General features: G+C 69.2%; 18 protein-coding genes and 1 pseudogene. 13 read left to right on the forward strand and 6 right to left on the reverse strand.

What is annotated here, in order from left to right; translation table 11 throughout:
- The first annotated feature begins 416 nt into the window (after nt 1-416).
- The 9 genes from rpsP (at nt 417) to ABGB01_RS30860 (ending at nt 5,633) form a co-directional block, all read left to right on the forward strand.
- Nucleotides 417-860, forward strand: a complete 444-nt coding sequence (gene rpsP / locus ABGB01_RS30820) for a 30S ribosomal protein S16 (RefSeq protein WP_132601374.1) — start codon at nt 417-419, stop codon at nt 858-860.
- Nucleotide 861: 1 nt separating this feature from the next.
- On the forward strand, nt 862-1,107 hold the full coding sequence (locus tag ABGB01_RS30825; RefSeq protein WP_132335352.1) for an RNA-binding protein: 246 nt from the start codon (nt 862-864) through the stop codon (nt 1,105-1,107).
- 68 nt (nt 1,108-1,175) lie between these two features.
- On the forward strand, nt 1,176-1,676 hold the full coding sequence (rimM, locus tag ABGB01_RS30830; RefSeq protein WP_347777020.1) for a ribosome maturation factor RimM: 501 nt from the start codon (nt 1,176-1,178) through the stop codon (nt 1,674-1,676).
- Complete coding sequence (gene trmD / locus ABGB01_RS30835; protein WP_347777021.1) at nt 1,676-2,455, forward strand: tRNA (guanosine(37)-N1)-methyltransferase TrmD; 780 nt, start codon at nt 1,676-1,678, stop codon at nt 2,453-2,455. The genes rimM and trmD overlap by 1 nt, the downstream gene beginning before the upstream one ends.
- Before the next feature lie 137 nt (nt 2,456-2,592).
- Nucleotides 2,593-2,955: a 50S ribosomal protein L19 gene (gene rplS / locus ABGB01_RS30840; RefSeq protein ID WP_347777022.1), complete on the forward strand. Its 363-nt coding sequence runs from the start codon at nt 2,593-2,595 to the stop codon at nt 2,953-2,955.
- Between the two features lie 141 nt (nt 2,956-3,096).
- Entirely contained in the window at nt 3,097-3,954 is an 858-nt protein-coding gene (gene lepB, locus ABGB01_RS30845) for a signal peptidase I (protein ID WP_347777023.1), read from the forward strand.
- Nucleotides 3,954-4,550, forward strand: coding sequence for a signal peptidase I (gene lepB, locus ABGB01_RS30850; RefSeq protein WP_347621916.1), 597 nt, complete (start codon nt 3,954-3,956; stop codon nt 4,548-4,550). The genes lepB (ABGB01_RS30845) and lepB (ABGB01_RS30850) overlap by 1 nt, the downstream gene beginning before the upstream one ends.
- 51 nt (nt 4,551-4,601) lie before the next feature.
- Nucleotides 4,602-5,270 carry a ribonuclease HII gene (locus ABGB01_RS30855; protein ID WP_347777024.1) on the forward strand — a complete coding sequence of 223 codons (669 nt, stop codon included), beginning with the start codon at nt 4,602-4,604 and terminating at the stop codon, nt 5,268-5,270.
- Between the two features lie 39 nt (nt 5,271-5,309).
- On the forward strand, nt 5,310-5,633 hold the full coding sequence (locus ABGB01_RS30860) for a DUF2469 domain-containing protein (protein WP_026215037.1): 324 nt from the start codon (nt 5,310-5,312) through the stop codon (nt 5,631-5,633).
- Nucleotides 5,634-5,690: 57 nt separating this feature from the next.
- Here the strand turns inward: ABGB01_RS30860 and ABGB01_RS30865 are convergent, their stop codons facing one another.
- The 4 genes from ABGB01_RS30865 to ABGB01_RS30880 form a co-directional block, all read right to left on the reverse strand.
- The gene (locus ABGB01_RS30865; RefSeq protein WP_347777025.1) at nt 5,691-6,572 is read right to left on the reverse strand and encodes a tyrosine recombinase XerC; all 882 of its coding nucleotides are present in this window, start codon (nt 6,570-6,572) and stop codon (nt 5,691-5,693) included.
- A 505-nt stretch (nt 6,573-7,077) separates the two neighbouring features.
- A complete protein-coding gene (gene dprA, locus ABGB01_RS30870; RefSeq protein ID WP_347777026.1) occupies nt 7,078-8,328 on the reverse strand; it encodes a DNA-processing protein DprA in 1,251 nt (416 codons plus the stop codon).
- A gap of 344 nt (nt 8,329-8,672) precedes the next feature.
- The gene (locus tag ABGB01_RS30875; protein ID WP_347777027.1) at nt 8,673-10,208 is read right to left on the reverse strand and encodes a YifB family Mg chelatase-like AAA ATPase; all 1,536 of its coding nucleotides are present in this window, start codon (nt 10,206-10,208) and stop codon (nt 8,673-8,675) included.
- Nucleotides 10,208-10,567 carry a YraN family protein gene (locus ABGB01_RS30880; RefSeq protein WP_347777028.1) on the reverse strand — a complete coding sequence of 120 codons (360 nt, stop codon included), beginning with the start codon at nt 10,565-10,567 and terminating at the stop codon, nt 10,208-10,210. The genes ABGB01_RS30875 and ABGB01_RS30880 overlap by 1 nt, the downstream gene beginning before the upstream one ends.
- A 185-nt stretch (nt 10,568-10,752) precedes the next feature.
- Between ABGB01_RS30880 and ABGB01_RS30885 the strand changes: the two genes are divergently transcribed.
- Nucleotides 10,753-10,905: a hypothetical protein gene (locus ABGB01_RS30885; RefSeq protein ID WP_347777029.1), complete on the forward strand. Its 153-nt coding sequence runs from the start codon at nt 10,753-10,755 to the stop codon at nt 10,903-10,905.
- A 1,119-nt stretch (nt 10,906-12,024) separates the two neighbouring features.
- Here the strand turns inward: ABGB01_RS30885 and ABGB01_RS30890 are convergent.
- The gene (locus ABGB01_RS30890) at nt 12,025-13,461 is read right to left on the reverse strand and encodes an MFS transporter (RefSeq protein ID WP_347777030.1); all 1,437 of its coding nucleotides are present in this window, start codon (nt 13,459-13,461) and stop codon (nt 12,025-12,027) included.
- Between the two features lie 73 nt (nt 13,462-13,534).
- Between ABGB01_RS30890 and ABGB01_RS30895 the strand changes: the two genes are divergently transcribed.
- Nucleotides 13,535-14,149, forward strand: a complete 615-nt coding sequence (locus ABGB01_RS30895) for a winged helix-turn-helix domain-containing protein (RefSeq protein ID WP_347777031.1) — start codon at nt 13,535-13,537, stop codon at nt 14,147-14,149.
- A 228-nt stretch (nt 14,150-14,377) separates the two neighbouring features.
- On the opposite strand, the pseudogene ABGB01_RS30900 reads toward ABGB01_RS30895, so the two are convergent.
- Nucleotides 14,378-14,629, reverse strand: a pseudogene (locus ABGB01_RS30900) (ABC transporter ATP-binding protein); the annotation flags it as partial.
- On the opposite strand from ABGB01_RS30900, the gene ABGB01_RS30905 reads away from it, so the two are divergent.
- Nucleotides 14,540-15,898, forward strand: coding sequence for a histidine kinase (locus ABGB01_RS30905; RefSeq protein ID WP_347777078.1), 1,359 nt, complete (start codon nt 14,540-14,542; stop codon nt 15,896-15,898). The pseudogene ABGB01_RS30900 and the gene ABGB01_RS30905 sit on opposite strands and share 90 nt — an antisense overlap.
- A complete protein-coding gene (locus ABGB01_RS30910; protein ID WP_347777032.1) occupies nt 15,862-16,515 on the forward strand; it encodes a response regulator transcription factor in 654 nt (217 codons plus the stop codon). The genes ABGB01_RS30905 and ABGB01_RS30910 overlap by 37 nt, the downstream gene beginning before the upstream one ends.
- Nucleotides 16,516-16,713 lie beyond the last annotated feature (198 nt).

Consider the following 16,713-nt stretch of genomic DNA (forward strand, 5'->3'; position numbering starts at 1 on the left):
ATCACGCCTCCGGCCAGGACCGGTGATCACAACGGCCGGGCCTGGCCGCCCGTCTCGCCACCCACCGCGTCGACCGGTGCACCTGCCACCTGTCCGGGCTTCGCTCGTTGCCCGGGCCGTCCGCCGTTGTTCGCTCGGAATGAAGGTGTGGTGAAGGGCGCGGGATGGGGGCATACCCGGGCCGACGGGGCGTAACGGAAGGGAGGCCGGGAGCTTGCCGACCCTTTGCGGCGGCGTGCCGCCGACGGTCGTGGGCAGTGTCGTCGGTCTGGCAGAATGACATGTTGGAACATCGTGACCAGGCGGGTGCCCTCTCACCTCCCGCAGGACACGCCTGTCCCTGGAGCGTCGTCCCGTCGTGCCCCACTCGGCGAGGCGCCGTTCACCCACATGCGAATGCAGGAGAGACCACACCCGTGGCAGTCAAGATCAAGCTCAAGCGGCTCGGCATGATCCGCAACGCTCAATACCGCATCGTCGTCGCCGACAGCCGCACCAAGCGTGACGGCCGGGCGATCGAGGAGATCGGTCTTTACCACCCGAAGGAAAACCCTTCGCGCATCGTGATCAACGCTGAGCGTGCGGCCTACTGGCTGGGTGTCGGCGCGCAGCCGACCGAGCCGGTGCTCAAGCTCCTCAAGCTCACCGGCGACTGGCAGAAGTTCAAGGGCGAGCCCGCCCCCGAGCCTCTCAAGGTCGCCGAGCCCGCGCCTGACCGTCACGCCCTTTACGAGGCCGCGGCCAAGGAGGCGCTGTCCGGTGGCGACACCGGCACGGCCGCCACCACGCCGCCGAAGAAGGCCAAGAAGAAGGAAGAGGCCGAGGCCCCCGCCGAGACCCAGGCCGAGGGCGAGGCCTGACGTGCTCGAGGAGGCTCTCGAGCACCTCGTCAAGGGCATCGTCGAACATCCAGACGATGTCCGGGTCCGCGCACGCCGCATCCGCAGCGGGCGCGTCCTGGAGGTCCGGGTGCACCCCGAGGACCTGGGGAAGGTCATCGGACGCGGCGGGCGCACCGCCAAGGCGCTGCGCACGGTCGTGAACGCCCTGGCCGACGGGAAGTACGTGCGAGTCGATCTGCTCGATCTGCACGAAGTAGTCCGTTAGCGTCAGGTTTGCGCGCCCTCATCGGTCTCTCCGATGGGGGCGCTCGCGTTGAGAAAGGGCGAATTCACGTGCAGTTGGTCGTCGGCCGGATAGGCCGTCCGCACGGCGTACGCGGTGAGGTGACCGTGGAGGTGCGCACCGACGATCCCGAGCTGCGTTTCGCCCCCGGCACGTCGATCGCCACCGACCCGGCCGGCAAGGGGCCGCTCGTCGTCGAGAGCCGCCGCTGGCACAAGGGCCTGCTGCTGGTGTCGTTCGCCGGGGTCGCCGGCCGTGACGCGGCCGAAGATCTGCGCAACACCATGCTGGTCATCGACTCCGGCCAGGTGCCGCCGCCCGACGATCCCGACGAGTTCCACGACCACCAGCTCATCGGCCTGGCGGTCGAGACCGCTTCTGGTGAGCCCGTGGGCGAGATCACCGATGTGCTCCATCACGGCCAGGACCTCCTGGTCGTGCGCCGCCGCGGTGCCGACGACGCGCTGATCCCGTTCGTCAAGGCCCTCGTGCCCGTGGTCGACGTGGAGGCCGGACGGCTGGTCGTCGATCCGCCGGAGGGCCTGCTGTGATGCGGATCGACATCGTCTCGATCTTCCCCGAATACTTCGCGCCGCTCGACGTCTCGCTGATCGGCAAGGCGCGCGAGCGCGGCACGCTCGACGTGCGCGTGCACCAGCTCCGCGACTGGGCCCACGACGTGCACAAGTCCGTGGACGACACCCCTTACGGCGGGGGTCCCGGCATGGTCATGAAACCCGAGGTGTGGGGCGAGGCCATCGACTCCGTGATCGGTGACGGCGCGCCGCGGATGGTCGTGCCGACCCCGAGCGGGCGGCCGTTCACCCAGGAGCTCGCGCAGGAGCTGGCGGCCGAGCCGTGGCTGCTGTTCGCGTGCGGGCGTTACGAGGGGATCGACTCGCGCGTCGTGGAGGAATACTCCGAGCGGCTGCGGGTCGACGAGGTCGGCATCGGCGACTACGTGCTGGCCGGCGGCGAGGTGGCGGTGCTGGTCATGGTGGAGGCCGTCGGCAGGCTGCTGCCGGGCGTGCTCGGCAACGCACAGTCGGCCGTCGACGACTCCTTCGCCCCCGGGGCCATGCGCAACCTCGTCGAGGGGCCTGTCTACACCAAGCCTCCCGTCTGGCGGGGGCGCGAGGTGCCCGACGTGTTGCTGTCCGGACATCACGGAAAAATCGCGAGATGGCGGCGGGACGAGGCGCTGCGCCGTACCGTACGAAACCGGCCTGAACTCGCGGCGGAGCTCGACCCCGAGACGCTCGACAAGCACGACAGGAGACTTCTCGAGGAGCTGTCGTTTCGCGTCGAGCCGGAAGATATGGCAAACTGAATCGCTGCCAACCTGTTGTGGTTGGTCTGTCATGCCCGGGAAACGGTCCTGGGTTTCATCACATCAGCAGGCGTGTCCGCCACGAGCCATGGCCGGGTGGACCTCCGCGTGCTCACGAGGACTTGAGGACAGCTCTCATGCACACGAAGATCCAGGAGCTCGAGAAGGCGACCCTGCGCAGCGACGTGCCGGATTTCCGCCCCGGTGACACGCTCGAGGTTCACGTACGCGTCGTCGAAGGCAACCGCTCCCGCGTCCAGGTCTTCAAGGGCTTCGTGCTGCGCAGGCAGGGCAGCGGCGCCCGCGAGACCTTCACCGTTCGCAAGGTCAGCTATGGCGTCGGCGTCGAGCGCACCTTCCCTGTGCACAGCCCCGTCATCGAGAAGATCGTGCTCGTCTCCCGCGGCGACGTGCGTCGCGCGAAGCTCTACTACATGCGTGACCTGCGCGGTAAGGCCGCCCGCATCCGCGAGAAGCGCGAGACGACGCCCGCGAAGTAGGTCCTGCTCTTTCCGAGGTCCGCGCTACGGCGCGGGCCTTTCGGCTTTACGGGGCCGTTTCCTTTATGTGGAGCGACTCGTGCGTGGGTGTAACGTCGGTCCAGGCTTGTCGAGCCGGGACATCATCTAGGCTCGTCAGCGATGACTAGCGAGAGCCAGGAGCACGGCGCTGCGCGCCGCCCTGTCGAGGACGAGGTGGACGTGGTCGCCGAAGAGACTCAGAAGCCGGCTAAGGGCGGAAAAAAGGAGAAGAAGGGGTCGTTCTGGAAAGAGCTTCCTGTTCTTGTCGTTGTCGCTCTGGTGCTGGCCCTGATCATCAAAACCTTTGTGGTCCAGGCCTTCTACATTCCGTCGGAGTCGATGGAAAACACCCTGCTGACCAACGACAGGGTTCTCGTCAACAAGCTCGTCTACCACACGCGCGACATCGAGCGCGGCGACGTGGTGGTCTTCTCGGGTGTCGACTCCTGGGACGGCGAGTTCCAGATGGAGGAGCCGTCCAACCCTGTCGCGGCGTTCTTCCGCTGGGTCGGCACGGCGTTCGGTGTCATCCCCGGCGAGAAGGACTACATCAAGCGGGTCATCGGCATCGGCGGCGACCACGTCAAGTGCTGCGACTCCAAAGGCCGCATCACGGTCAACGGCACGCCCATCAACGAGGAGAGCTACCTCTATCCAGGCAACGTGCCCTCTGACAAGTTCTTCGACGTCAAGGTGCCGCCCGAGCGGCTGTGGGTGATGGGCGACCACCGCTCGGTGTCGCTCGACTCCCGCGCCCACAGCGGCGACGCGGGCGGCGGCTCCATTCCGGTGGGCCAGGTCATCGGACGGGCGTTCGTGATCGTGTGGCCGTTCGACCGTGCCTCCTCGATAGACATTCCCGAGACGTTCGCCCAACCCGCGCTCCACGCGTTCGGCGGATCCGTACCGCTGGTCGCCGGGTTCGGGCTGGCCGTACCCTTGGTCCTGGTTCGGCGCCGGCTGCGGAGGAAGCGCTGATGGCCGTCACCAAGAAGGCGGAGGGCGTGGGCAAAGAGAAGAAAAAGAAGGGCAGCTTCCGCGAGACGGTGCTGCTGCTCGTTCTGGGGGTCGGCATCGCGCTGCTGCTGCAGGCCTTCGTGGTCGGGTCGTTCTACATCCCGTCCGTGTCGATGGAGAACACCCTGCAGCTTGACGACCGGATCTTCGTCAACAAGCTTTCTGGCAAGCCCGAGCGCGGCGACATCGTGGTGTTCAAGGGCTGGAACGGCGAAGACACCATCAAGCGCGTCATCGGGGTCGGCGGCGACCGCGTCAAGTGTTGCGACGCCGACAAGCGCATCACCATCAACGGCAAGCCGCTTGACGAGTCCTCCTACCTTTACCCGGACGATTACGCTTCCGGCGATAAGTTCGACGTCAAGGTGCCGGCCGGCAAGCTCTGGCTGATGGGCGACCACCGCAGCGCCTCGGCCGACTCCCGGGCGCACATGGAGGAGCCGGGTGGCGGGTTCATCTCGGAAGACGCGGTGATCGGCAAGGCCGTGGTGCGCTATTGGCCGCTGTCGCGGGGCTATCTCTTCTCTCAGCCCGAGGCTTTCGACAAGGTCAAGTAGATCGGCTTCCGGTCGCGGTTTGCGGCGAATGAGGCGTACGCTGCCTCTGTCATGACAGTTGCGTTCCGCCCTCGCCCCAGCGTCGTCCGGCGAGATTCCGGACTCTACGCCTACGAACGGGCGCTCGCCCGCCGCGGCCTCACCCCCATCGCGGGTGTCGACGAGGCCGGCCGTGGCGCGTGCGCGGGGCCGCTCGTGGTCGCGGCCGTCATCCTGCGCAAGCCGGTCGACGGCCTGGGCGACTCGAAACTGCTCGCTCCGGCGGTGCGCGAACGGCTCTACGACGCGATCTTGCGCGTCGCCCACGTCGGCATCGTCATCATCCCGCCCGGGGAGATCGACGCCAAAGGTCTCCACAAATGCAACGTTTCGGGAATGCGGCGTGCTGTCGCACAGTTGTCCTGTGACCCTGAGTACATCCTGACGGACGGTTTCCCGGTGCCCGGGTTGCCCGCGCCGTCGCTCGCCGTCTGGAAGGGGGATCAGGTGGCCGCGTGCGTGGCGGCCGCGTCGATCGTGGCCAAGGTGACGAGGGATCGCCTGATGGTCGCGCTGGACGAGCGCTTCCCGCAGTACGGCTTCGCCGAGCACAAGGGGTATGTCACACCAGGACACCGGCTGGCGCTGGAAACGCATGGTCCGTGTCCTGATCACCGTTACTCCTTCGTCACGGTGGCGAGGGGGATGGGTGAAAATGAAATGGGGGCCGGGGTTGCCTGACCAGGCGAACCGGGGGACCGGTACGACAGGAGGACCGCGATGAGCGCAGAGGATCTCGAAAAGTACGAAACCGAGATGGAGCTGCAGCTTTACCGCGAATACCGCGATGTCGTCGGTTTGTTTACATACGTGGTGGAGACTGAGCGGCGGTTCTATCTGACCAACTCGGTCGATCTCGATGTCCGCACTGCGGAGAACGGCGACGTCTTCTTCGACGTGAAGATGCAGGACGCTTGGGTGTGGGACATGTACCGGCCCGCCCGATTCGTGAAGAACGTACGCGTCGTCACGTTCAAGGACGTCAACGTCGAAGAACTGGCCAAAGCAGACCTGGAGATGCCCAAGGAGGGCTTCTCCGGGTGACCGCGCGGTGAGGGTGAGAGGTCTAGGAGCCTGCCGGTGTTACGCCGGCAAGCCCACTCAGGCCCTGGGATGTGCCTGCCGGTAGGCCGCCCGCAAACGCTCGATAGAGACGTGGGTGTAGATCTGCGTGGTGTTCAGCGACGCGTGCCCGAGCAACTCCTGAACGCTACGCAGGTCCGCACCGCCCTCCAGCAGGTGCGTCGCCGCAGTGTGCCGGAGACCGTGCGGCCCCATGTCCGGCGCCCCATCGACCTGGGCCAGTCGCGCGTGCACCACCCGCCGGACGGTGCCCGCGTCGATGCGGCCCCCGCGCACTCCGAGAAAGAGCGCGGGCCCCGACCTGGCCCGGGCCCACAGCGGCCGTCCGTGAATACACCATCTGTCCAGCGCTCGGAGAGCGGGCAGCCCGAACGGCACCGAACGCTCCTTACGCCCCTTGCCCAGAACCGTGATGACGTGCCGGTCACGGTCGACATCATCGACGTCCAGTGCGCACAACTCGCTCACCCGCACACCCGTGGCGTACAACAGCTCCAGCAACGCCTGATCGCGCAGTTCTTTCGGCTCCGCGGTGGCGGGGACGTCCATCACGGCCTGGGCCTGCTCCTGGTCGAGCACGGACGGCAGCGACCGGGGCGTCCTGGCGGTGCCAAGCAGCAAACCTGGGTCCGTGGACAGCCAGCCGCGACGATGGCAGTAGGCGGTGAAGGTGCGGGCACAGGCGGTCCGGCGCGCCAGCGTTGCCCGCGCTTTTCCCGCCTCATGCTGGCCGGCCAGCCACCCCCTGAGAGCTCCGATGTCCAGGCTGTCGAGGTGCCCGCCCAGGTGATCGAGCAAAGAGGTGATGTCGGTCAGGTAAGCCCGGACCGTGTGCGGTGACAGATCACGCTCAAGCCGCAGATACCGGCCGAAGTCCGCCAGCACTTCGTCGCTGCTCACCGCCGCATCACCGTCCGTCCGGGCCATGTCTTCCACGTCACCATCCTCTTTCGTGTCGGTCATGTCGCGGTGCCGAGCGTATGTGTCGCTCATGTCCGCGTCATCCGGTTGGGCGCGCTGTCCGTCCTTACCGGCGTCTGTGGTCATCGTGGACCCCGCGATCATCCCGTCGTTTCTTCGTCCCGCCGGCCGTGTCCGCGTAGCGGTGACGGCTCCCTTTGCCGTCGTCGGTGCGAGCTTCGTAAGGCCCGCATCATCGCCTCATGCGCCGGGAGGCAACCTCAACAATCGATTGTCATGATCCGCAACTATGTCAGCAAAAAGTAGGAGTCACTGGTGCGCGGTCCTCTTCGCCTTCCGGTGCACACACGCCAGACTGTGGTGTGCGGCCATCGCGGTGCTCTTCTACGGTCTTGAAGCAGGCCCTCCAAGGATCACGCGATGGCCGTCACCATGTCCGCCCGCCGTCCGGTGACGCGGTGCGTGTCAGGCGGACCGTGAGACGTCAGGCGTCCCTCCTCTCCGCCGCTTGGTAGGGGGCGGGCAGGTCGTCCGGAAACGGAGGATCATCTGCCTGATCGGCGGCTTCCGCGGTGAGTGGGGGTCGTAGGGCGGTTGATTCGGGAGCCTTGCGATAGCTCGTTGCCGGCTTGCGCAGGCGCCAGCCGTTGGCGGCGCGTTCTATGTAGCCTGCGGCTGCCAGGCCGCCCAGCGCGCTCAAAGTCGCATCCAGGCTGACTCCCGCAGCAACCGCTATGGAAGCTGGGCCGGCGCCGCCTCGGGCAGGGACCGCGTCCAGCACCCTCTTGGTGGAGTCGTTGAGTTTGTCCCTGGAAACGGCGGCCACCCGGCTCTGCGGGGCCAGGTCGTCGCCTATCACGCCGACGAGGTCGATCATCTCCTCCGGGGTCGTCACGCATACCGCTTTGCGCTCCCGAAGAAGCCGGTGACAGCCGGCCGACATGCTCGAAGTGATCGGGCCAGGCACGGCCCCCAGATGCCTGTTGAGGGACAGGGCATGGGCGGCCGTATTGAGCGCGCCGCTACGCAAGGCCGCCTCCACCACCACGGTGCCTCTCGACAGGGCGGCGATCAGGCGGTTTCTGATGAGGAAGCGTGCCCGGGTGGGATGGACGCCCGGTGGGCACTCGCTGATCACGACCCCCCGCTCCCTGACGGCCGCGAACAGGGTGTCGTGACTGCTCGGATAGCAGACGTCCACGCCGCAGGCCAGAACGGCCACCGTCGGCGCATCCGACGCCAGGGCTCCCTTGTGGGCCGCCCCGTCCACGCCGTGGGCGCCACCCGACACGACCGTCCAGCCTGATTCGCTGAGACCGACACCGAACTGGGCCGCGATGTGCGAACCGTATGACGTGGCGGCGCGGGCGCCGACCACGGCGACGGACTTGAGGCACGCGAAGCGGAGGTCGGCCGTGCCGTGCAACCACAGCCCGAGGGGACGGCTCGGCCCCAGCTGGTCCAGCTGAGTAGGCCATTCCGGGCTGCCGGGAATGATCAGCCTGGCTCCGGCCTTCTCGCCTGCTTCCAGGTCGGCTGCGGGCTTGGCGGTCGCCAGGCGGGCGTACCAGGCGTTCAGCCGGCGGGTCAGGTCAGGCGGGCGCCCGTGCTGGGCCTCTCGCGCGGCGAAGTCGGGTGGCAAGGCGCGTGCGCGGATCGCTGCCGCCGCCTCTGATGCGCCGTACTGGGCGACGAGGCGGCCCATGACCGGGTCGCCCACGTCAGCGGCGCGCATGAGAGCAGCCCTGGCCACCAGCTCGTCTGTCTCCTGCCGTCCTGATCGTCGGGTCACGGCGACCGTGGCCCCCTCACCGTCCCCGGTGGGGTGAAAGTTTTGCGAGGGCCGGGCGTCCGGCGTGCGAGGAGCCGGCGTAGCGGGGGGCTCCTGGACGGGAGAGGTCGGGCCACTCGTGTCCTGGATGTGGAACTGCTGGGTGGGCTGAATGGGTGGATGGGAGGCAGAGGGCTGGGGCGTCGTGGTCGCTGGGGCGGCAGGAGTGGATGGCATGGGGCTGACGGTGCCTTCGTGGAGTGGGACGGACGACGGGACGGCCAAGGCGTTGTGAAGATTGGGCGGTGTCACGACGTGACTCCCAGCCAGAAACTGAGGGCGCCGGTGGTTTCGTCCTCCTCCGGGCGGTCCTTGCCTGCCAGATCGGCGAGGGTCCAGGCGATCCGGACCACCCGGTCGAGGCCGCGTGCGGTGAGGATGCCGGAGTCGAGGCAGGACGTCATGGGCCGCATGGCCGCCTCCCCCGGACGGTAGTCGGCATACAGCATGGAGGAGGGGATCTCGGCGTTGGTGCGCCAGGGGGTGCCGGCCAGGCGCTTGGCGGCTCGGTCACGCGCCACCAGGACGCGTTCGGCCACCGTCTTGCTGGTCTCCACGAACTGGCGGTCGGCCAGGAGCTCGCGCCTTGACGAGCGGACGACCGTGACCTTCATGTCTATGCGGTCAAGGAGCGGGCCTGAGAGCCTGCCGAGGTAGCGGCGTCTGGTGGTGGGGGAACATCTGCACGTCTCGCTCTTGTCGTCGGCCTGGGCGCAGGGACAGGGGTTCGCGGCCAGGACCAGCATGAACCGGGCCGGGAACGTGACCGATCCCGCGGATCTGGACACCGTCACCCGGCCGGACTCCAACGGTTGCCGCAGGGAGTCGAGGACATGGCGGGGAAACTCGGGAGCCTCGTCCATGAACAGCAGGCCCCTGTGAGCGAGGGAGACCGCCCCCGGGCGCACGACCGTGCTGCCGCCGCCGATGATCGCGGCGGACGTCGCCGTGTGGTGCGGGGCGACGAACGGCGGCCTGCTCATCATGGGTGATTCGGGCGGCAGCACACCCGCGACGGAATGGATGGCGGTGACCTCCAGGGCATGATCGAGCTCCAGATCCGGCAGGAGGGTGGGGAGGCGTTCGGCCAGCAGGGTTTTGCCGGTGCCGGGTGGGCCGAGCATCCACAGGTTGTGGCCGCCTGCCGCGCACACTTCGAGGGCTCGGCGGGCCACCGGCTGGCCCACGACGTCGGACAGGTCGACTGCGGGGACGGGGGCGGACCTCTGAGGCTCCACGATGTCGCCGGTCCGGGCCTCGGGCGGGTCGTCGCCGGTGCGCAGCCACTCGACCAACTGGCGCAGGCCGGACATGGGAACGACCTTGACGTCGGGCACCAGGGCCGCCTCGGCCGAGTTGGCGGCCGGCACGACGACCGTGGCGCCACCGTGTCCGGCGGCGCCGAGCACCGAGGGGAGAACGCCGCGCACGGGTCTGATGCGCCCGTCGAGGCCGAGCTCACCCAGGAAGAACGGCTCCGCGATGCGCTCAGCAGGGATCACTCCCGCCGCGCCCAGGATCGCCACGGCTATGGCCAGATCGAACTGGGACCCGCGTTTGGGCAGGCTGGCAGGGAAGAGACTGACAATGATGCGGGCATCGGGCCAGGGATAGCTGCTGTTGACGACCGCCGACCTGACTCGGTCGCGAGCCTCGCTGAGCGCGGTGTCGGGAAGGCCGATGAGATGGATGCCCGCGAGTCCGTTGCCCACGTCGGCCTCGACCTCGACGGTGCGCCCGGCGACTCCGACGACGGCCACGCTGCGGGTGCGGGCAACGGCCATCAGATCGCCCCCCGCACGTGGCGCAGCGCGAAATCGCCGGCGAAGCGCTCGATAGCGATCACGTCCACGCGCACGGTGTCGAAGGTGCGTTGCTGCGTGGCCAGCCATTTCGCCGCCAGCATGTGGAGCCGGGCCAGCTTGGCCCGGCTCACGCCCTCCAGGGCTGTGCCGTGGGACGTGCCCGATCGTGTCTTGACCTCGGCCACGATCAGGCTGGGGCCTTCTTCGGCGATGACGTCGATCTCGCCGTGACGGCAGCGCCAGTTACGCTCGATCACTTTCATCCCTTGTGCCTCCAGATAGGTCACGGCTAGCTGCTCGCCCTGCCTGCCGAGGTCGAGTCTCTTGTTTGCGGGCATGTGCCACCTCCGTCTGGCTGTCGGGCACCGACTCTCGTGGATGGGGGGTGGACCGAGGTCGGCCGAACGGGGTTCTGGGGATGGCTGGGTGGGTTACTGGGAGGTTGTGGATAAGGGCCGTGCCGGTCATCGGTCGTCCGTGGTCAACCGCAGTGCGGCCGGCGGTCGCGGGCGCCTCTCCTGCGGTGCTGCTTGCGGTGGCGGCCCTGTGGCGCGGCGTGTCGGCGGGGGCGGGGGCGGGAACGCAGGCGTCGGCGCACGGTCGTGGCGAGGCCGAGGAGAAGGAACCCGCCCAGGAGCGCGCCCAGGGCGATCGCGCTCACGAGTGGGGTGGCTGAAGCCGAACGCGTCAGATACGGCGAGGGCGTGGTGGATGGCAGTGCCTTGTGGACCGGTCGCGCGGCAGGAGCGGTGGCGAACGTCGCCGGTGGACTGGCAGTGGGCCAGCTTGCTGCGGGTGTGTTCGGACTGGATGCGGTTGTCCAGCTTGCTGTGAGCACGGGTGGACCGAATGCGGTGGTCCAGTTAGCTGTGAGCGCCTGTGGAAGGGGTGCGGCGGTTGCTGCCGCGGCGGGCGCTGGTCGAAAGGGGATCGAGGCCGATCTTGCCTGTGGTGGAGCAGCGGTGACTGAACGTGCCGGCGGTGGCGGCGGAGTGGGGACGTCTGACGGTGGCGGGGAACCGCGGTGGCCTGGGGATTCAGGGCTTGCCGTGGAGTCCGCCTGCCAGAACGGGAGAAGGCGGATGGGGGCGTGGCCCAGGAGGAGGAGAGGGTCGAGGTAGCGGGTGTCGTGGAGGAGACCCCAATGGAGGCACGGCTCCTGGCAGTGATCGGTCGATGACTCGAGCACGCCCAGCTTGGCTCCCTGCTCGACGGACTGGCCCTGTGTCACCGATGACGTGACCGGTACGTACGTCGTGCGCAGGCCGCCTGCGTGCTCGACCGTGACCACGCCCCTTCCTCCGACGGGACCGGCGAACCGGACCGTGCCCGCGCCTGCCGCCAGCACCGGGGCGGCTGCCGGGGCGGCCAGGTCGACACCGCGGTGACCGGCCAGCCAGGGCTCTGGGGGCGGAGCGAAACGGCGGATGACGCGAGGGCGGCCGTCCAGCGGCCAGCGCCATGTAGGCGGTGAGGCTCTTGCCGCTGCGGGCGCTGGGACAGCGAGGACGGTGGCCACGAAAACGACGGCCGTCAAGGCGGTGCGGGTGGTGGTGGGGGCTGTCTGGGCCGTGGTGGAGGCGGCGGTTGTGAAAGCCCTGCGGGTGGTGAGGGTCGTTGGGCCGGTGTGGGGGGACTGCGGGTGACGGCGGGTCGGTGGGTGGGCGTTCATGGCGCGATTTTCGGTCACGGCGCCCTGGCGGAGGGGCGGTGAACGCCGTTCTGTGGAGGACGCTGGGTTGTCCACAAGCTGGTGCCGACCTGAGGTGCGCGACCACGCTGCTTGGCGGGTCGTTCAGTAGATCCGCGGATTGGAGTTGAGGAGGTCGTTCAGTGACGAGGTGAGCGCTGGGTCGGCGCCTGGCTCGCCCGACGCCGAGAACCTGGTACGGCGCGGACGCAGCGGAGACGTCCAGATCCACAGGGTGCTCAGGGCGATCCCCGCGGCGCAGACCAGGATGACCGCACGCAGCCCGATCGCCTCCGCGAGAAGGCCTCCGAGCAGACCGCCGAGGGCGAGGACACCCTGCACCGCGAACGTCATGGTGGCGTTGACCCGGCCGCGCAACTCGGCGGTGGTTTCGCTCAGGGTGATCGCACCCATGCAGGTGGCGTAGGCCACCACGATGCCGCCCGTGAGCGTGCCCGTCACGGCCAGGACCGACAGTTTCCACCACAGCGGGCCGGTCAGCAGTCCCACCGCGAGGATCTCCGAGGGGAAGAAGAGAACAGCGGCGAGCAGGACCCGGCTCTCGCTGTAGCGTTTGGACAGGCGGGCCGTGAGCCAGGCGCCCAGCAGGCCACCCGCCCCGCTCAACGCGATGAGGACACCGATCAACCCTTTGGGGATGCCGAGGGTGTTCACCATGTAGAGCATGTGGACGGCCGTGAACGCCATCGCGAAGAAGTTGATCGTGACGCCCGCGCCGAGCAGTGCGCGCAGGACCGGGTGGGTGACGCTGACCTTCAGTCCTTCCTTGACGTCGCGCCACATCCCCCGGGAGGCGGCCGGTTCGTTCCGCTCCGGGGTGCGGATGGAGCGCAGCAGCAGGGCCGAGGCCAGGAACGACAGCGCCTCTGCCAGGACGGCCAGCGGTGCCGTGAGCACCTGTACCAGGAGCCCGGCCAGTCCTGGTCCGCTCACGGAGGCCACCGAGTAGGACGCCTGCAGGCCGGCCATCGCCTCGGTGCGCTGCTCGGAGGGGACGACGGCCGCCAGATGGGGGAAGTTCGCGGCTTTGAACAGCACTCCAGCCATGCCGATCACGAGGGCCACGATGATCAGCCAGGCGACGTTCAGCACGCCCAGTAGCCAGGCCACCGGCACGGTGACGGCGGCCGCGCAGGAGACGAGCTCGCAAGCGATCATCAGGGGACGGTGCCGCGTGAGCCGGTCGGCGATCGCCCCTGACTGCAGCCCGAACAGCAGGGCGGGCACCGAGGCGGCAGCGGTCAGCAGGCCCATCTGTGAGGGCGATGCGGTCAGCAGGGTCACCGCGGTCAGGGGGATGGCCAGCTTGGACACCTCTGATCCGGTGATCGAGACCGTCCTGGCCGTCCAGAGCAGGCGGTAGTCGTGCTGCTTGCGCAGAGGAGCGGCGGCTTCGAGATGGGGCCCGGACGGACGAGGAGGAGATCCGGACCCGGTGGCCGGGCTGTCCGCGCCGGGCGGTCCGCCGGCTGGGCGCTCGAGGGCACGACGGTCACGCCGGGTGTGAAAGGTTCCCTTCATAGATGTGAAGTTAATCCTTCAGAGTTGTGAAGGCAACCTTTCAGATATTCACGGGCAGAGGTACCGTGGGCACATGACGCGGGAACCTGGTTGGCTCAGCGATCCGAAGGCGATGCGAGCGCTGGCCCATTCGGCGCGGCTGGCGATCCTCACCCAACTGGCCGACGAGGGCAGCGCCACCGCCACCGAGGTGGCCGAGAACGCGGGCATCACGCCCAGCGCCGCCAGCTATCACCTGCGCATGCTCGCCAAATACGGTTTCGTCGAGGACGCTCCGCCCCGCGGCGACGGCAGGGAACGATTGTGGAAGGTCGTGGACACCCCGATCGGCGTGGGTGTCAGTCCCAGCGACCCGCCGGACGTGCGCGAGGCGAAGAAGTCGTTGATAGCGCTGTTCAACAAGGAGGCCCACGAGGAGGCGGAACGCAGCTGGGCCAACCTCGACAACGACACGGAGGAGTGGCGCTACGCGAGCGGTTTCAGCCGCACCAGGATCAGGGTCGACGCCCAGGAACTCGGCCGGCTCAACGAGGAGATCATGAAGCTGATCGAGCCGTACGTCGCCCGCTTCCGCGATCAGGAGGACGCTCCGAGCGGGGCCAGAATCGCCGAGGCCCAGATCAGCCTGTTCCCGGTCGCGAAGCGGGTGGCCCCTGGCCTGCCCACCGAGGACCACGACGCGCCCTGACGACCTCACCGGCCCGCCGAGGATCACGACGCGTCCTGACGACCTCGCCGGGCCGAGGATCACGACGAGGGAGGAGGCGCGCAGGTGGTGCCGGCATCCTCGTACGGGAATGGGCGAGCGGTCCGCGCCCCCGCCGGGTCCGGCAGCGCCTGGGCCATGATCGGCAGCACGAACAGGACCACGATCAGCGTGACCAGGGTCCCGGCGGCGGAACGGATGACCGCGCCCCGCGATGCCGAGCCGCTGCCGCATGCCCAGCGAGAACCCGGCGATCCGCCGGTCGGCGACCTCGGCCAGGCCCACCTGCTCCAGCACCTCGCCGACGCGCTCGTGTCCGATGCGGTTGCTGCGGGCCAGGCAGCGCAGGTGCATGGCGGCGGTACGCCCGCCGTGCACCGCGCCCGCGTCCAGGAGCGCGCCGACCTCGCGCAGGGGACGGCGGAAGGAGACGTACGGGCGTCCGCCCACAAGGGCCGTGCCGCCGTCAGGCGCGCCCTGTGTCCCCCGGGCCGGGGGAATTTCGCCACCCATGATGGTGGGCCCAGGTCTACCGCGCCGGTCGTGCGGAGCGGGCAGACTGCTCGGGTGAGCATGATGCGCCGCATGGCCGAGCCCGTGGCCGGCCTGCTGCTGAACGCCGCCGCCGGCGTGGCGGCATGGGCGCTCCTCCTGCTGCTCGCCGGGTGCGCGGCGCTGGTCCCGATCGGCGGGCTCGGCGTGCGCCCGCTGGCCGGGGTGCGGTCGATGGTCCACGCGCTGGCGACGTTCCAGCTGGCCTGGGCGGCCCGCGCGCTCGGCCACGAGCCGGCGGCGCCGGTGGACGCTCGAGCACGCGAGTCGCGGGAGGGCGCTCACGCCCGCGAGACGGCCTGGCTCGCGGTGCAGGCCGTGACCGGCCCCGGCGGCGTGCTGGTCGTCGGCGGGGTGCTGTCGGCCGACGCCGTCCTCTGGAAGCTGCAGACGGTGCGGCCGAGCACCCAGCTCACGGTCGCCCTGTCGCTGGCGATCGTCGCCATCGTCGCCGTCGCGCTGGCCGCCGTCCCGCTCCTGCACAGGACGCAGGCGCGGCTGGCGGAGCTGTTGTTGTGCCCCGGCGACACGGACCGGGTCAGGCAGCTGACCGAGTCGAGGGCCGCGGCGGTGAGCGCGCAGGCGGCCGAGCTGCGCAGGATCGAACGCGACCTGCACGACGGCGCGCAGGCCAGGCTGGTCTCGGTGCGCATGAACCTCGGCCTGGCCAGGCGGGCGAGCGATCCCGGTCAGGTTCGCGAGCTGGTGGGGGAGGCGTGGGAGTCGGCCGGGCAGGCCCTGGCCGACCTGCGCGACCTGGTGAACGGCATCCACCCTCCCGTGCTGGCCGACCGGGGCCTGGCCGGCGCACTCGAGGCCGCCGCGCTGCACGTCCCCCTCACGGTGGACGTCGACATCGACCTGCCCTCCCGGCCGGAGGCGCCCGTCGAGTCCGCGGTCTACTTCGCCGCCGCCGAGGCCCTGACGAACGCGGCCAAGCACAGCGGCGCCCACCGCGCGTGGGTGCGGCTGTGCCACTCGAAAGGCGTCCTGCGGCTGGTCGTGGGCGACGACGGGAGGGGCCGCGCCGACCCGGGCGGCACCGGCATCGACGGCATCAGGCGCCGGCTGTCGGCGTTCGACGGGACGCTCGACGTCCGCAGCCCGGCCGGCGGGCCGACCGAATTCATCGTGGAGATACCGTGCGCGTTGTCATCGCAGAAGATCTCGCCCTCCTGAGGGACGGGCTCGTGCGCCTGCTGTCGGCGTCCGGGTTCGAGGTGGTCGAGGCGGTCGGCAACGGGCCGATGTTGCTCAGCGCGCTGACTCGCCACCGGCCCGACGTCGCCGTGGTCGACGTACGGCTGCCGCCGACCCTGACCGACGAAGGGCTGCGCGTCGCGCTGGAGGCCCGCAGGCGCCGGCCGGGGCTGCCGGTGCTGATCCTGTCGCAGTACGTCGAGCAGCTCTACGCCCGTGAGCTGCTGTCCGACCAGGCGGGTGCGGTCGGCTACCTGCTGAAGGACCGGATCGGCGACGTCGAGCAGTTCGTCGAGGCGGTGCGCAGGGTGGCGGCCGGAGGCACGGCGATGGACTCCGAGGTGATCGGCCAGTTGCTCACCCGCAGGAAGCGCGACGAACCGCTGGGCCGTCTGACCCCCAGGGAGCGCGAGGTGCTCGCGCTCATGGCCGAGGGCCTGTCGAACGCCGCGATCGCCGCCCTCCTGCTCGTCACGGACAAGGCCATCGCCAAGCACACCAACAACATCTTCGCCAAGCTCGGACTGCCGCCGAGCGACGACCACAACCGCCGGGTCATGGCGGTACTGGCCTACCTGAAGGCGGAACCGGGCTGACCCGTGCCGTTTGACCACATGCGGTCAGCCTGAGGCGGCATGGGAGGTAGACTTTCCGGTGGCCTGTGGCACAGGCCGACTTCGCATGCCTCATTGCGGACCGCGCCATCGGTCCGGGCCAGGCGCCCGGCTGGAGCGGTTTCGGGGCATCAGGGCGGCAGACACGCGCTGTCGCGTCACAACCGAGAATCGCGCCCA

Source organism: Nonomuraea sp. B5E05, from assembly GCF_039880665.1.
Classification (GTDB): domain Bacteria; phylum Actinomycetota; class Actinomycetes; order Streptosporangiales; family Streptosporangiaceae; genus Nonomuraea.

Bases quoted from the DNA above. Each gene is read 5' to 3' on its own strand.
- ABGB01_RS30880 (WP_347777028.1), bottom strand. From the start codon at position 10,567: ATGCCCGCAAACAAGAGACTCGACCTCGGCAGGCAGGGCGAGCAGCTA.
- trmD (WP_347777021.1), top strand. From the start codon at position 1,676: ATGCGGATCGACATCGTCTCGATCTTCCCCGAATACTTCGCGCCGCTC.
- lepB (WP_347777023.1), top strand. From the start codon at position 3,097: ATGACTAGCGAGAGCCAGGAGCACGGCGCTGCGCGCCGCCCTGTCGAG.
- dprA (WP_347777026.1), bottom strand. From the start codon at position 8,328: ATGCGCGCCGCTGACGTGGGCGACCCGGTCATGGGCCGCCTCGTCGCC.
- ABGB01_RS30895 (WP_347777031.1), top strand. From the start codon at position 13,535: ATGACGCGGGAACCTGGTTGGCTCAGCGATCCGAAGGCGATGCGAGCG.
- ABGB01_RS30855 (WP_347777024.1), top strand. From the start codon at position 4,602: ATGACAGTTGCGTTCCGCCCTCGCCCCAGCGTCGTCCGGCGAGATTCC.
- ABGB01_RS30875 (WP_347777027.1), bottom strand. From the start codon at position 10,208: ATGGCCGTTGCCCGCACCCGCAGCGTGGCCGTCGTCGGAGTCGCCGGG.
- ABGB01_RS30890 (WP_347777030.1), bottom strand. From the start codon at position 13,461: ATGAAGGGAACCTTTCACACCCGGCGTGACCGTCGTGCCCTCGAGCGC.
- rplS (WP_347777022.1), top strand. From the start codon at position 2,593: ATGCACACGAAGATCCAGGAGCTCGAGAAGGCGACCCTGCGCAGCGAC.
- ABGB01_RS30860 (WP_026215037.1), top strand. From the start codon at position 5,310: ATGAGCGCAGAGGATCTCGAAAAGTACGAAACCGAGATGGAGCTGCAG.
- lepB (WP_347621916.1), top strand. From the start codon at position 3,954: ATGGCCGTCACCAAGAAGGCGGAGGGCGTGGGCAAAGAGAAGAAAAAG.